This window comes from Nitrosospira sp. TNL200, assembly GCF_055386305.1.
On the sequence record NZ_AP041003.1, the window covers coordinates 2,065,290 to 2,078,249 of the forward strand.

At 56.9% G+C, this 12,960-nt stretch carries 12 protein-coding genes; 7 read left to right on the forward strand and 5 right to left on the reverse strand.

Annotation, left to right across the window (positions count from 1 at the left end; translation table 11 throughout):
- Nucleotides 1-61 precede the first annotated feature (61 nt).
- The gene (locus tag ACZ5CE_RS09315; protein ID WP_464574625.1) at nt 62-205 is read right to left on the reverse strand and encodes a hypothetical protein; all 144 of its coding nucleotides are present in this window, start codon (nt 203-205) and stop codon (nt 62-64) included.
- A gap of 360 nt (nt 206-565) precedes the next feature.
- Between ACZ5CE_RS09315 and ACZ5CE_RS09320 the strand changes: the two genes are divergently transcribed.
- The 6 genes from ACZ5CE_RS09320 (at nt 566) to ACZ5CE_RS09345 (ending at nt 4,431) form a co-directional block, all read left to right on the forward strand.
- Nucleotides 566-865, forward strand: a complete 300-nt coding sequence (locus ACZ5CE_RS09320) for a hypothetical protein (RefSeq protein ID WP_464574626.1) — start codon at nt 566-568, stop codon at nt 863-865.
- Entirely contained in the window at nt 849-1,595 is a 747-nt protein-coding gene (locus ACZ5CE_RS09325) for a class I SAM-dependent methyltransferase (RefSeq protein WP_464574627.1), read from the forward strand. The genes ACZ5CE_RS09320 and ACZ5CE_RS09325 overlap by 17 nt, the downstream gene beginning before the upstream one ends.
- A 44-nt stretch (nt 1,596-1,639) precedes the next feature.
- A complete protein-coding gene (locus tag ACZ5CE_RS09330) occupies nt 1,640-2,563 on the forward strand; it encodes a bile acid:sodium symporter family protein (RefSeq protein ID WP_464577470.1) in 924 nt (307 codons plus the stop codon).
- A 565-nt stretch (nt 2,564-3,128) separates the two neighbouring features.
- A complete protein-coding gene (locus tag ACZ5CE_RS09335) occupies nt 3,129-3,440 on the forward strand; it encodes a hypothetical protein (protein ID WP_464574628.1) in 312 nt (103 codons plus the stop codon).
- An 11-nt stretch (nt 3,441-3,451) separates the two neighbouring features.
- A complete protein-coding gene (locus tag ACZ5CE_RS09340) occupies nt 3,452-3,913 on the forward strand; it encodes a hypothetical protein (RefSeq protein WP_464574629.1) in 462 nt (153 codons plus the stop codon).
- Nucleotides 3,914-4,188: 275 nt separating this feature from the next.
- Nucleotides 4,189-4,431: a hypothetical protein gene (locus ACZ5CE_RS09345; RefSeq protein WP_464574630.1), complete on the forward strand. Its 243-nt coding sequence runs from the start codon at nt 4,189-4,191 to the stop codon at nt 4,429-4,431.
- A gap of 205 nt (nt 4,432-4,636) precedes the next feature.
- On the opposite strand, the gene ACZ5CE_RS09350 is transcribed toward ACZ5CE_RS09345, so the two are convergent.
- Together ACZ5CE_RS09350 and ACZ5CE_RS09355 are read right to left on the reverse strand one after the other, a co-directional pair.
- Nucleotides 4,637-4,837, reverse strand: a complete 201-nt coding sequence (locus ACZ5CE_RS09350) for a hypothetical protein (protein WP_464574631.1) — start codon at nt 4,835-4,837, stop codon at nt 4,637-4,639.
- Between the two features lie 260 nt (nt 4,838-5,097).
- On the reverse strand, nt 5,098-5,232 hold the full coding sequence (locus ACZ5CE_RS09355) for a hypothetical protein (RefSeq protein WP_464574632.1): 135 nt from the start codon (nt 5,230-5,232) through the stop codon (nt 5,098-5,100).
- A 160-nt stretch (nt 5,233-5,392) separates the two neighbouring features.
- Here ACZ5CE_RS09355 and ACZ5CE_RS09360 point away from each other — a divergent pair, with 160 nt between their 5' ends.
- Nucleotides 5,393-8,200 (forward strand): tetratricopeptide repeat protein, encoded by a 2,808-nt coding sequence (locus ACZ5CE_RS09360; RefSeq protein WP_464574633.1) that lies wholly within the window; start codon nt 5,393-5,395, stop codon nt 8,198-8,200.
- A gap of 631 nt (nt 8,201-8,831) precedes the next feature.
- Here the strand turns inward: ACZ5CE_RS09360 and ACZ5CE_RS09365 are convergent.
- Entirely contained in the window at nt 8,832-9,284 is a 453-nt protein-coding gene (locus ACZ5CE_RS09365; protein ID WP_464574634.1) for a host attachment protein, read from the reverse strand.
- 503 nt (nt 9,285-9,787) lie between these two features.
- The gene (locus ACZ5CE_RS09370) at nt 9,788-12,949 is read right to left on the reverse strand and encodes an efflux RND transporter permease subunit (protein WP_464574635.1); all 3,162 of its coding nucleotides are present in this window, start codon (nt 12,947-12,949) and stop codon (nt 9,788-9,790) included.
- Nucleotides 12,950-12,960: the final 11 nt, after the last annotated feature.

The following is a 12,960-nucleotide window of genomic DNA, read 5'->3' on the forward strand; positions in this document are numbered from 1 at the left end:
GTGTGGCAAGAGCGATACCGATCCATATGCCGATTGATGCCATGCCAGGATGATGGCTCCACTAGAAAGAGAAATGAAATCCGGTAAATGCGATGACTATCGCCCCTATGATGGAAAATACGACAGTCCAGAACGCAAACCGCATGGCAAATCGGGTTATCGGCCAATAGCCGTTGTCTGGCCCCTTGTTTTCTTCTTCATCCATTCCTTCTCTCTCCTTCGCGATTTTACCACTACCCCGGATCCGGCGTGGCGAAACGCCCGCGCACAAGGTAGAAAGAAACAGGCAATAAAAAACCCGCCGAAGCGGGTTTGAATTTAGGAGATAAATTCAGCGCCTAATTTTGCGCTGATTTTTTTAAGCTTGCTCATAATCAAAATATTGTGGATATGTATGATATGACAACTGCTTTATCACTCTTTCTGTGTAGTGGTATCATCATTTTAGGTGTTTATGGGGATATTGGTAGATCCAGACAGAATATTGACATGCTAACCTGTGGTCCCATCACTTTGCAAAATCATATGACATTCATGGTTCCACAGACCGCTTTCGGAAACAGGATTGTGGTACGACCCTACAGAAGAGCCGCATCATCCCGTAGCGTCGAGCATGATTTCGAAACACGCTGATCAGTACTTCGACAGGAAAGAAATCGGTGTTCCCGATTGTATGACCGATCTCTTCGGGATGTGGCAGCAAGCCCCGCATACTGAATTCTTCTCATTGAGCTGCCCATCTGAACTGCACATCGGCAGCAATCCGACAAGCGGCTTTTTAGCAGGTAGAATGGTGGGTTGCGCAATTGCGGCGAACGGAACGATGTTATCCCACCTACCAATCAGATATGAATTCCTCTCTTGAACCGGCGCCCACAGCCATCTTTACCCGGTCCTGGTCGCTTTATGACCTGCTTACCGCATACAACTACATGTTCCACCGGGAAATCTATGCCGAAGTGAAGGATCTGCTTGCACGGCGGGCTGATGGAGGAAAGTACCGCCTGCTGGACCTGGGTTGCGGCAATGCGCGCTATCTCGCCCCCTGTCTCGCTCAAACGCCTCCCGCGACGTATGAAGGCGTGGATTTATCTCCCACGGCGCTGGCCGAGGCGCGCACATACCTTGCCGGACTGTCGGCCCAGGTCGTGCTGGCGCATGGCGATCTCCTGGAAATGGTCGAGTCGGCCTCCGAAACCTGGGACGTCATTTTCACGGGATTTGCCATTCACCATTTATCGTCTGACGAGAAACAGCGCTTTTTCCACGCGGCTGGTCACAGATTGTCCGGGCAAGGGTGCCTGATCCTGGTCGATGTAGTACGGGAAGAAGGCCAGGATCGCGAAAGCTATCTGGACGGCTATCTGAAATTCATGCGGGAGACCTGGACCGAAGTCCCGCCGAATCAACTGGAAGAGGCATGCATCCATGTCCGCGATCATGATTATCCCGAGTGCCTGTCGACACTCAAACAGATGGCGGAAGATGCAGGCTTGAACAGCTGCACGCTGGTAAGCCGGCATGCGCAGCACCATGTACTCCTGTTCTCGCGTCCCGCCTCGATTGCAGGTAGCGCCGAAAACTCCGTAGCCTGACCGCCGTCGTGCTGCAGCGGCTGGCCCTTCTGTTCCCTTTATGGATGATCCTTTCGGGGGCCGTCGCCCTCTGCTGGCCGCCCTGGCTCACCAGCATGAACCAGGGCTCGCTGATGGTGCTGCTTCTGGCTTTCATCATGCTATGCATGGGGCTGACGCTCACCGGTGGCGATTTTCGCAGGATTGCCCGCATGCCCCGGGAGGTGCTGATCGGTTTTATCGCACAGTATTCCATCATGCCGGCGCTGGCCTGGATCGTGGCCCAGGGATTGAGCCTTCCACCCCACTTCGCCCTGGGGCTGATCCTGGTAGGCTGCTGTCCCGGTGGCACCGCTTCCAATCTCGTGACGTATATTGCAGATGCCGATGTCGCACTTTCGGTAGTGATGACCGTCTGCTCCACGCTGGCGGCCGTAGTCGCCACGCCACTGCTGACCCAGCTTCTGGCGGGAACGATGGTTCCGGTGGATGCCTGGCTGCTGTTCAAGCAGACCATGCAGGTTGTCATCTTTCCGGTCATTCTGGGTGTTTTAATCAACCGCTGGGCGCCCAGGCTGGTGGCGAGCATCATGCCGGTTGCGCCCGTGCTGTCGGTCATGGGCGTGTGCTTCGTCTGTGCCGTCGTCATAGCTGCCAATGCCGAAGCCATCCTCGAGCACGGCTTGCAACTGTTGCTGGCCGTTGCGCTGCTGCATGGAGGCGGATTCCTGATGGGCTATTACTTTGCGTGGATGCTGGGTTGCCAGCGGCAGAGCGCCCGCACGATTTCCATCGAAGTAGGCATGCAAAACTCGGGGCTCGCCATCGTATTGGCCAAGCAGGCATTTCCGCTGCTTCCGCTCGCGCCGGTGGTCGGGGCGATTTCTGCAGTCATGCACTCTCCGCTGGGAAGCCTGCTTGCGGTGATGTGGCGGCTTTCCGTAATCAGGGCACGCCAGGCCAGGCGGGTAACCGAGGGGCAAGGGTAGCAGCCACCGCCTGCGAGGGCGGATCGAATACTGCTGCACTGCTGACTACTGCCATTGCCTCTCTTCCCCCTATCCAGGAGTTTCGACATTCCGCAACGTGCGGTACCGTACGGTCCGAACCCCGGATAACACTTATCCTTTCCATGAAATGTTACAAAATCAAGACAAGGAAAAGGCATGCGAGCTATTTTTCCATTTCATTTTTCCTTTGAGAAAACCGGGGCAGTCATTCCATCTGTCGCCCTTGCTTTTTGCCTGACTGGAACAGCGCCAGAAGTAGGTCGGATTAGCGTAGCGTAATCCGACAAGGATAAAAGCCCAAAAGAAATCGCCGAGACGAAACGCGGACGGGAGCCCGGCCAATTATCACGGCGCCCAGCCCCCACAGGGGGGACCGGGTGGAGCAAGGTCCGAGTGAAGAAAACCATTGAAGAACCCGGAATGGTGCCGTGTCGCAGAACTGCCTGAAAGACGGATGGTCCAATAGAACCAATAGCTAATAGCCGGGCGCAAACGCTGGGTCCCACGGCAAGGTCGCAGGGGTAGCTGGATTAAAGGAGAGGATATGCGTGAATCGAAATTGATAGACCTGTTCGGTCTGGACAATGATCCTTTAAAGGAAAGTCAACTGGATGATCTCCTTTTTCGACTTGAATCGAAAAATTCAACTCTGGATCAGACTCTGGATCATTTAGCGGGATTTCCGCTATCGTTTACCATAACCGTCTCTGGAAACTGCGAACCACTCGATGGGCGTGACATCGATGCAAGTCCGCTGGTTGCCGCCCACCGGCCCCGGTATGCTTTCGTGCCATCTGAAAACCGATGGGCAATCGTGCAAGCAGGACTGGGGGCGATATCCAAAGATTCAAACTGAACGAGATTTCTATGCCTAAAAAAATGCCTCCAGTTTCTCTCCTGCCTTTCCTTCTTATTGGCGCAATACTTTCGAACCTGGCCTACGCACAAGAAAGTCCCCTGGGGAATCCTTCGCTTCCGCCGACAAAAATGTACAGCCAGACTGAATTCATTTCCGGTGGCATCGGGAAAGACGAATCGGATGCCATATTGCAGGCGGGCAAGGCATGGCCGCTTACGCTGGAACTGGCTCAGGCCGCGCAGCCACGGGCGGCATATATCAGTGATGTCCAGGTAAGGATAGCGGATGCGAAAGGCAACATCGTTCTCGATACCGGCTCCGCCGGCCCCTATCTGCTGGTAAAGCTTCCTCCAGGCAAATATGCGCTCGATGCCACTTATAACGCCGTGACGCTACATCGCAAACTGGATATTGGGTCAGGCTCGGGCAAAAAAATTTCGCTGATCTGGCCGGAAGCCAGAGGAAACTGAAGGGAACCAAGGGTAAGAGTAAGTACCGGAACAGATGAGTGGGGTGAAACGCAACCCATCAAAAATTATCCAGAACCCGTAAAATGATGGGTTACGCTTTACTCCACTCATCCTGCGCAAGCTGGCTTTACCTTGAGATGAAAATCGATGCGGTTGATTCAGCGCTCTGCCGCGACCCTTAGCGTGAATGGCCAGCACGCAGCGATAAAGTGCAAAGAAATCCCCAATCATGGTAAGATTTTTGCCTCAGCAACTTGATTATGTGGGAGGCCGCTTTGTCCCTGAATCTGGATTCAGAGAAGATTACGATCGCGTGTCCCCACTGTTCGGTAAAATTCGATGAGATGATCTCTCGTCTGAAATACGAGCCGAAGCTATCCTGCCCGCACTGCAAGAAATATATCGGCGTGAATCTCCTGGAACTGCACGCAGCGCTTGAATCAGTTCGTAAATCCAGCAATGCGCTGCTCGAAAAATTGATGAGCCGCACGGATGGCAAAAGCTTTCGCGACCAGTAAATGATAAGGTGCGCGTCGTACTTCAGTCCAATGGAAAATACGGATTAGGCGAGTATCATGCAACTCAAGGTACTGCTTCCCTCCACAGTTGGTAAGTACCCCGCCCGCTGGCATATGCCCAACTGCCAGCGGGCTTTTCTTTTTATGCCAGGAGCGCAATTGCCATCCCATCTCTTGGGAAATTCCGCAACCTCGTTCTTATCCGCTATCCGGCCGACCGGAGCAGTGCTTCGATAATTCTTTTGGCTTCCCCGAGGTTTTTAGCAGGCGAAAGGTCCACGGCAGGGTTGGGATAGGCATGCCAGAAGGTAAATCCAACGGAAGTAATCCACAGAAGACCTCTCACATGCTGCTCCACGAACACCTCCTGGTGATGTTCGTCAACGATTTTCCATTCGATCTCCATGATCCGCTCCTCTCCCGCCGATGAATGATGAATGACACAGTTTACATGGAAAATGAACTAAGGAAGCGCTGAACAAATCCTCGCTGAGCGCGTTGCTGGTAAAATCGGGATGATCATAAGGCGCGCGACGCAGGTCGTAGCCGGGACTACGATGCCAAGGAGCGCAACGCCATGGCTCCCCGCAACCCTTATGGGACGGGGCTTTGCGCCAGCGGAGATTTATTCAGCGCTTCCCCAATATTGCTTTTCGGGTACGACGATCACTCTCTCGCTGCTTTCCGCTTCTCCTTTGGGCCGGGTGGTCCCTGGGGATCCGGTTCCCTCGAACCGATCGATATGCAGCCAGCCATCGCGGCCGACGGGATTACCGCCACAAACAGATTTAACTTTTTCATCTGATACTCCTTTCCTGAGTTGCATATGAATACTGGGCATGAATGACATATGAATGACACATGCATTGTGTTTGCAGGCTGGCAGGAAACTCAAGCTGAAACTGCCTGTTACCGAACATTTGGATTTTACGATCCTTCATCAATTCGCTGAAACCCGCCGATGAAGAAGCTCTCGCGCAACGACCCGTGCCCATGCAACAGCGGCAGGAAATACAAACACTGCTGCCAGAGGCAGGATGAAGCAAGGCAGCAGGCGCTATCTTCCTTGCGGTCTTCCCGGCATACAGGGGCGGACCTCGCCGCTTTCTCCGCGTCCGCCTTGTCGCAGGCGCTGGATATGGCCGTCGAGTATCATCGGGCGGGAAATTTGCACCAGGCGGAAACCATATACCGCCAGATACTCCGCGTAGCCCCCAGCCACCCGGGTGCACTTCACTTCCTGGGGCTGGCAGCAAAGCAGTCGGGGCAGTTGGAAGCCGCACTGGAACTTATCGGAAAGTCGATCGCCAGTGAACCGGCTTATGCCGAGGCGCACGCCAACCTGGGAAACGCGCTGTGCCTGGTCGGGAGAGTGGAGTCAGCAATCGCGAGCTATCGGACGGCGCTATCGCTGAAGCCGGATCTTGCGGAAGTGCATGCCAATCTGGGCAATGCGCTGATACAGCAGCGCCGGTTCGATGAGGCCGTGGCCAGCTACGGAAGGGCGCTTGCGCTGAAGCCAGACCTGGCGGAATTGCACAATAACCTGGGCAATGTCCTGTACCAGCAGGGCAAGCGGCACGAGTCCGCGGCGAGCTACCGCTCTGCGCTACGATACAAGCCTGATTTCGCCGAGGCCCATAACAACCTGGGGAATGTGCTGAACGAGTCGGGCAACCGGGAAGATGCCGTCGTCCACTACCGCAAGGCGCTCGCCAGCCAGCCAGCATTTCCCGAAGCCTGCAACAATCTCGGCAACGCGCTAAACGGACTTGGAAAAACGGATGAAGCCATTGCCAGCTATCGTGCCGCGATCACCCATAGGCCACGATATGCTGGAGCGCACAAAAACCTGGGTAATCTTCTGCGGAAACTGGGCGATCTGGAAGGAGCGGTAGCAAGCTACCAGCGAGCGCTCCAGCTTACGGATGACCCGGAAACCACGGAAGGCTTCGTCCAGTGCATAAAGAACGTTTGCTTCACTCGGGAAATCGACGGCCTCCGCCCCTTGCTGGCCCGAGCCCTGTCCACTCCCTGGGGGCGACCCGCAGAACTGACGAACCCGGCGGTGTCGCTCCTCAAGCTCGACCCCGGTATCGGGCGCCTTATCCAGCGCGCAAACTGCGCCTGGCCGGGAAGGTTGTCGCGCCATGAGCTTTTTGAAGATGCCGAATTTTCCAGCGTCGCGAGCTCCCCTCATCCAGGCGACCCAGGCAATGCGGCCGGTGTTATCCCACCCTTAGGCATGCAATCATCCTTGCCGCCGGGCCTGGCCCTGGCTTGCAATGACATCCTGCTTCGCTGCTTACTCGAAAATACGCCGGTATGCGATATCGCGCTCGAGCGATTCCTGACCATGGCAAGGCACATACTGCTGGATATGGCGATCAGCATCTATCCCGAACAGCCCAATGCTGCCTTCAATGAACGGGCGCTTGTTTTTTATTGCGCGCTGGCGCGCCAGTGCTTCATCAACGAATATATTTTTGAATGCACAAGCGAAGAATGCGACAAGGCTGAGCTGTTACGGGAACGCATTGGCGCAGCGCTGGATACGGAATCGCCGATGCCCGCGCCATGGCTCATCGCTTTTGCCGCCTACCGCCCCCTGACCGACCTGCCTCCAGCCCAAACGCTTCTCGATCTCTTTCCGGATATCCCCGCCCCCGGTGCTTCCTCAAGTACCTCTGACACACCAGGCTCGTCAGCCGCGCATGCCATGGCTGCACTGCTGGCGCAGCAGGTGCGCGAACCGCTGGAAGATCAGAAAAATCGCTCCCTTGTCCCGCACCTCACATCCATAGCGGACAGTTCTCGCCTGGTGCAGCAGCAGTACGAACAAAATCCCTATCCGAGATGGGTGAAGCTGCCGGCCGCCGCCCAGCGGGTCTTTCTCGATGAGGACTTACGCCAGCGGTTCCCCTTTGCGCGCTTCCAGCCGATGGAGCCGAAGGGGCCGAAGGGGCCGACGAGTCCGCGTGATCCAGGTGGAGAGAAGACCAATGACGGGATCGATATCCTGGTTGCGGGCTGTGGAACCGGCCAGCATTCCATTGCGACGGGCCAGCGCTACCGCAACGCCAGAGTCCTGGCTATCGATCTGAGTCTGGCGAGCCTCTGCTACGCGAAAAGAAAGACTGATGAATTGAGTCTTGAAAATATCGCCTACGCGCAAGCGGACATCATGGCACTCGACCCTGCCGCCCTAGGTGGCCGAACCTTCGATCTCATCGAATCCATCGGTGTACTGCATCATCTTGCCGATCCGCTTGCGGGTTGGCGAAAGCTGCTCAGCCTCTTGCGCCCGGGTGGATTCATGCGCCTGGGATTCTACAGCGCGCTTGCCCGTAAAAATGAAATAGCTGCGCAAGACTTTGTCAGGAATCTTCTTGCCAGCTTTGGCAGGAAGGCGAAGGATGCGACGCCGGAAGATATCCGCAGGTGCCGCCAGGAAATGATGACTGCCGGGAATGCAGGCGCATTCCGGCAAGTTCTCTCCGCCAGGGATTTTTATACGACCAGCGAGTGCCGCGACCTGCTGTTTCATGCGCAGGAGAATTGCTATACGCTCCCCCAGCTCAAGGAATATCTTGCTCAACTGGGCGTGTCATTGATCGGTTTCTCACTGGATCCCGATATCATGGCCCGCTATGCGCAGCAGTTCCCCGATGACAGCGCGCAAACCGACCTCGACAACTGGCATTTATTTGAAACCGGGAATCCGGATACCTTTGCCGGCATGTATCAGTTCTGGGTGCAGAAAGCTTGATGCGGCCATGCCCCCCGGCACCCACAAGGATGCGCCTGCATAGTGGATATTTATAGTCAAGGAAGCGCTGAATAAATCCTCGCTGAGCGCGTTGCTGGTAAAATCGGGATGATCATAAGGCGCGCGACGAAGGTCGTAGCTGGGACTACGATGCCAAGGAGCGCAACGCCATGGCTCCCCAGAGCGTGGCCCGAGGGGCCCCGCGAAGCGGGGATCGGGCAGCGGCGGGGATGCCAGAGCGCGCCAAAGTATACATGGGGCGCCAGCAGCCCGCTACGGGGTCGCATCTTCCTCTGGAAGAAACTGCTCCGCCCTGCGCGGTCTCGCCCGATTTTGCTGCAACCCTTATGGGGCGGGGCTTTGCGAGTGGTCTGCTTTGTCAGGCTCCTAGCGAAGGAGCGCCCCGGAGCGTCGCCCGAGGGGCCCCGCAGAGCGGGGATCGGGCAGCGGAGGGGATGCTTCGACCGCACCACAGTTTTGTTGGGGCGCAGGCATCCCGCTACGGGGTCGCATCTTCCTTTCGGAAGACACTGCTCCGCCCTGCGCGGTCGCACCATTCGCGTCGTCGCCTTTCGCGCATCCCATCCCACAAACCCACCGCCGCGCCAGCGGAGATTTATTCAGCGCTTCCTTAAGGAAAATAGTCGAGTTTCCCGTGCAGGTAATTCTCCACCTCCCGGATATCCTTGGTGGAAATATCCTTCACAAGCTCGCCTGCTACCAGCTCGCGCACCGCTTCCTTCAGGCTGCCATGCAGCAGCCCCAGGAATTTCGGCCCTGCAATGAGATACAAGCGGGCGTAGCGGTGGGCATTGCGCGCGCTGTCCAGGTAATCAGCCAGGGCATGGGAAAACATTTCGTTCTCATGCTCTACCGCGGATACAGCGGGCTCTGCCGTATGCCCCTGATATTGCTCCCCTCTCCCGTAAAACCGCCCCCGCTCGTCAGTACCCAATTCACTGTCGTCAGCGCGGCCGGCGGCATTCACAAAATCGCTTATTTCCCGCAGATGTTTTTCGTTCTCTTTTTTTTCAAAAATTCGGGCCCGGCTGCTGTCCGCAATCAAGATCCATGTCGTGCTCATGACTGCCTCCTCAAGGTCAAAAAAGAGTTAAAAATACTAATAAATGACTATTGACATTTCCCAATAATCCACATCCGGAAATCCTGGTTTCCAGATATTCCATAAAGCGCGGCGAAGAACCGCATGAGCGCTCGATCTGCATATAAGTAATTGATTAAAAGTGATTTATATTAAGTGTTCAAAAAAACGCCAGTCGAAAAAACCTGTTACAGAAAGATGACTTAGCCCTGCTGTTCAGGGATTATCAACAAACTTATCCACAGCAATTGTGGAGAAACCGTTCCGCCTTCGACGCTAATGATATGCAATGGCACATGGCGCTTAAGTGCGCTACCAGACCGATCAATAAAAACAGGCAAATAAGCTTGCATGCGATATCTGATGATATCTGGCCAGCTCATTTTATTGGAGCAAACCATGCGGGCGAAAATGAAGCGACCGGCCGGAAAAACCGGCTGGCCTCGCCCCGGTGGTCCTGATGCGAGGTTATGGCGGCTTCATGGTTAAGAGCTTTTCAACGAACCTGCGCCATGCTGCGCGAGCTTTTGTCCCGATAGCATGCGCAGGCCGACATAGAACACGGGTGTCAGGAACAGGCCGAACAGGGTCACGCCAATCATGCCGGAGAATACGGTGATGCCGGTGGCGGAGCGCACTTCGGCTCCGGCTCCGCTTGAGAGAACAAGCGGAACCGTACCGGCAATGAACGCAACCGAGGTCATCACGATCGGACGCAGGCGCAGGCGGCAGGCTTCGAGCGCGGCCTCGACGATACTCCTGCCTTGAAACTCCAGTTCACGCGCGAACTCGACGATCAGAATGGCATTCTTGCATGCGAGCCCCATCAGCACCACCAGGCCTACCTGCACGAAGGTGTTGTTGTCCCCGCCGAAAAGCTTCACGCCCGCCAGCGCCGAGAGCATGCACATCGGCACAATCAGGATCACCGCAAGCGGCAGCACCCAGCTTTCGTACAGCGCGGCAAGCACAAGGAAGGCCAGCAGGATGGCGACTGGAAACACGAGCAGGGCCGCATTGCCCTGCGTAGCTTGCTGGAAACTCAAGTCCGTCCACTCGAAGCTCATACCGTTCGGCAGCACGGAGCCAGCCATCTCGGTGATCCTGCTCATCGCCTGATCCGAGGATAATAGCTTTGGATTCGCTTCGCCGACGAAGTCGGCGGCCGGATAGCCGTTGTAGCGCAATACGGGGTCAGGACCGAAACCCTGGTTGATCTTTACCACGGAACCGATCGGCACCATTTCGCCACGCACGTTGCGCGTCTTCAGATTGGTGATATCCTCGACCGTCTTGCGGAAGTGTCCGTCTGCCTGCGCATAGACGCGCCAGGTACGGCCGAACAGGTTGAAGTCGTTGGCATAGGCCGAGCCGAGATAGACCTGCAGCGTGCTGAACACCTCGGTGAGGGCCACGCCTTGCACCTTGGCCTTGATGCGATCCACATCGACATCGAGCTGCGGCACATTGGCCTGATAGCCGGAAAAAGGAAAGCCCATGGCCGGATCATGCATCACCGCGCCCTGCAGCGCGCCGACCGCGCCCTGCAGCGCGCCGTAGCCCAGGCCGGCGCGATCCTCGACAAACAGGGAATAGCCCGCGCCGGTGCCGATGCCGTCGATCGGCGGCGGCATCAGGACGAAGGCCATGCCTTCCTCGATAGCGGAAATCTTTGCCTGGATCTCGTCGGCGATTTCCTTCGCGCTGCGACGACGCTCCTTGAACGGTTTCAGTATCGGGAAGGCCACGCCATAGTTCGGCGTGTTGGTGAACTGCGTTGGATTCAAGCCGATCATTCCTGGCACATGGGCAACGCCATCGGTGCTCTTTGCAATTTCGACCACTTTTTTCAAGACCTTGTCGGTACGCTCGAGCGAGGCGCCCTCGGGCAGCTTCACGCCGGCGATCAGGTAAAGCTTGTCCTGGGTCGGGATGAAGCCGCGCGGCACCGCGTTGAACATCAGTCCGGTTCCGGCCAGCAGCAGCGCGTAGACCACGAATACCCTGCCGCGACGCCTCAGGATGCGCCCCACGGAGCCATGATATTTGTCGGAGCTGGCTTTGAAGAAACGATTGAATGGACCGAATACCCAGCCGAAGGTGCGGTCGATGCCCCGCGCGAGCGCGTCTTTCGGCACGGCATGCGAATGGAGCAGTTTGGCTGCGAGCGCCGGCGACAAGGTCAGCGAGTTGACTGCGGAGATCACTGTCGAGATCGCGATCGTCACCGCAAACTGCTTGTAGAACTGGCCGGTCACCCCGGTCAGGAATGCCATCGGCACGAACACCGCGCAAAGCACGAGCGCGATCGCGACGATCGGGCCGGAAACCTCCTTCATCGCCTGATGCGCGGCTTCGAGCGGGGTACGGCCCTCCTCGATGTTGCGCTCCACGTTCTCGACCACGACGATTGCATCATCGACGACGATGCCGATCGCGAGCACGAGGCCGAACAGAGTCAGCGTATTGATCGAGAAGCCGAACACATAGAGCGCAGCAAAGGTGCCGACGACCGAAACCGGCACCGCGATCAACGGAATAATCGAGGCGCGCCAGGTCTGAAGAAACAGGATCACGACGAAGACAACCAGCAGCACGGCTTCCAGCAGGGTGTGCACCACCGCGTCGATCGAATCGCGCACGAAGATTGTCGTGTCGTAATCGGAACGCCAGGTCATGCCAGGTGGAAATTGCCTGGCCAGTTCGTCCATTTTGGCGATCACCTCGTCGCGCACCACGAGGGCATTGGCCCCTGGCGCCTGGAACACGCCAATGACCCCGGCATCCTGGCCATCGAGTTCGCCCCGCAGAGTGTAATCGGCTCCCCCAAGCTCGATGCGCGCAATATCGGCCAGGCGCACGACCTCGCCATTCGCCCCCGTCTTGAGCACGATATTGCCAAATTCCTCGACCGTGCGCAGGCGGCCTTGCGCATTGATCGGAATCAGGAAATCGCTGCCGCCCCGCATCGGCTCCGCGCCGAGCTGGCCTGCCGAGACCTGGATGTTCTGCTCCTGCACTGCGAGCATCACATCGCCCGCAGTCAGGTCGCGCGAGGCCGCCTTGTTCGGATCGAGCCAGATGCGCATCGCGTAGTCGCCGCCGCCGAACAATTGAACCTGGCCCACGCCGGGAACGCGTGCGAGCTGGTCCTTGATCTTGATATTGACGTAGTTGCGCAGGTAAAGCGCATCGTATTTTCTGTCCGGCGAGATCAGGGTGACCAGGACCAGGAAGCTCGGCGATTGCTTCTGTGTCGTAACACCCAGCCTGACCACATCGGCGGGCAGGCGCGACAGAGCCTGGCTGACGCGGTTCTGCACCTGCACCTGGGCAACATCGGGATCGACGCCCGGGCGGAAGGTGATCGTCATCTGCAGCACGCCATCGGTGCCGGCAACCGACTTCATGTACATCATGTTCTCGACGCCGTTGATCTGTTCCTCAAGGGGCGTCGATACGGTTTCGGCGATTACCTTGGGATTGGCACCGGGATAGGTCGCGCGCACCACTACCGTGGGCGGCACCACATTCGGATATTCACTGATGGGCAGCAGCGGGATCGCGATCAGGCCGGCAACGAAGATAACGATCGACAGCACGGCCGCGAAGATCGGCCGGTCGATAAAGAATTTCGAGAAATCCATTGCTGCGTCTT

What these genes read in the sequence shown, in the direction of transcription:
- ACZ5CE_RS09315 (WP_464574625.1), bottom strand. Translation starts at nt 205, where the DNA reads ATGGATGAAGAAGAAAACAAGGGGCCAGACAACGGCTATTGGCCGATA.
- ACZ5CE_RS09325 (WP_464574627.1), top strand. Translation starts at nt 849, where the DNA reads ATGAATTCCTCTCTTGAACCGGCGCCCACAGCCATCTTTACCCGGTCC.
- ACZ5CE_RS09330 (WP_464577470.1), top strand. Translation starts at nt 1,640, where the DNA reads ATGATCCTTTCGGGGGCCGTCGCCCTCTGCTGGCCGCCCTGGCTCACC.
- ACZ5CE_RS09335 (WP_464574628.1), top strand. Translation starts at nt 3,129, where the DNA reads ATGCGTGAATCGAAATTGATAGACCTGTTCGGTCTGGACAATGATCCT.
- ACZ5CE_RS09340 (WP_464574629.1), top strand. Translation starts at nt 3,452, where the DNA reads ATGCCTAAAAAAATGCCTCCAGTTTCTCTCCTGCCTTTCCTTCTTATT.
- ACZ5CE_RS09350 (WP_464574631.1), bottom strand. Translation starts at nt 4,837, where the DNA reads ATGGAGATCGAATGGAAAATCGTTGACGAACATCACCAGGAGGTGTTC.
- ACZ5CE_RS09355 (WP_464574632.1), bottom strand. Translation starts at nt 5,232, where the DNA reads ATGAAAAAGTTAAATCTGTTTGTGGCGGTAATCCCGTCGGCCGCGATG.
- ACZ5CE_RS09360 (WP_464574633.1), top strand. Translation starts at nt 5,393, where the DNA reads ATGAAGAAGCTCTCGCGCAACGACCCGTGCCCATGCAACAGCGGCAGG.
- ACZ5CE_RS09365 (WP_464574634.1), bottom strand. Translation starts at nt 9,284, where the DNA reads ATGAGCACGACATGGATCTTGATTGCGGACAGCAGCCGGGCCCGAATT.
- ACZ5CE_RS09370 (WP_464574635.1), bottom strand. Translation starts at nt 12,949, where the DNA reads ATGGATTTCTCGAAATTCTTTATCGACCGGCCGATCTTCGCGGCCGTG.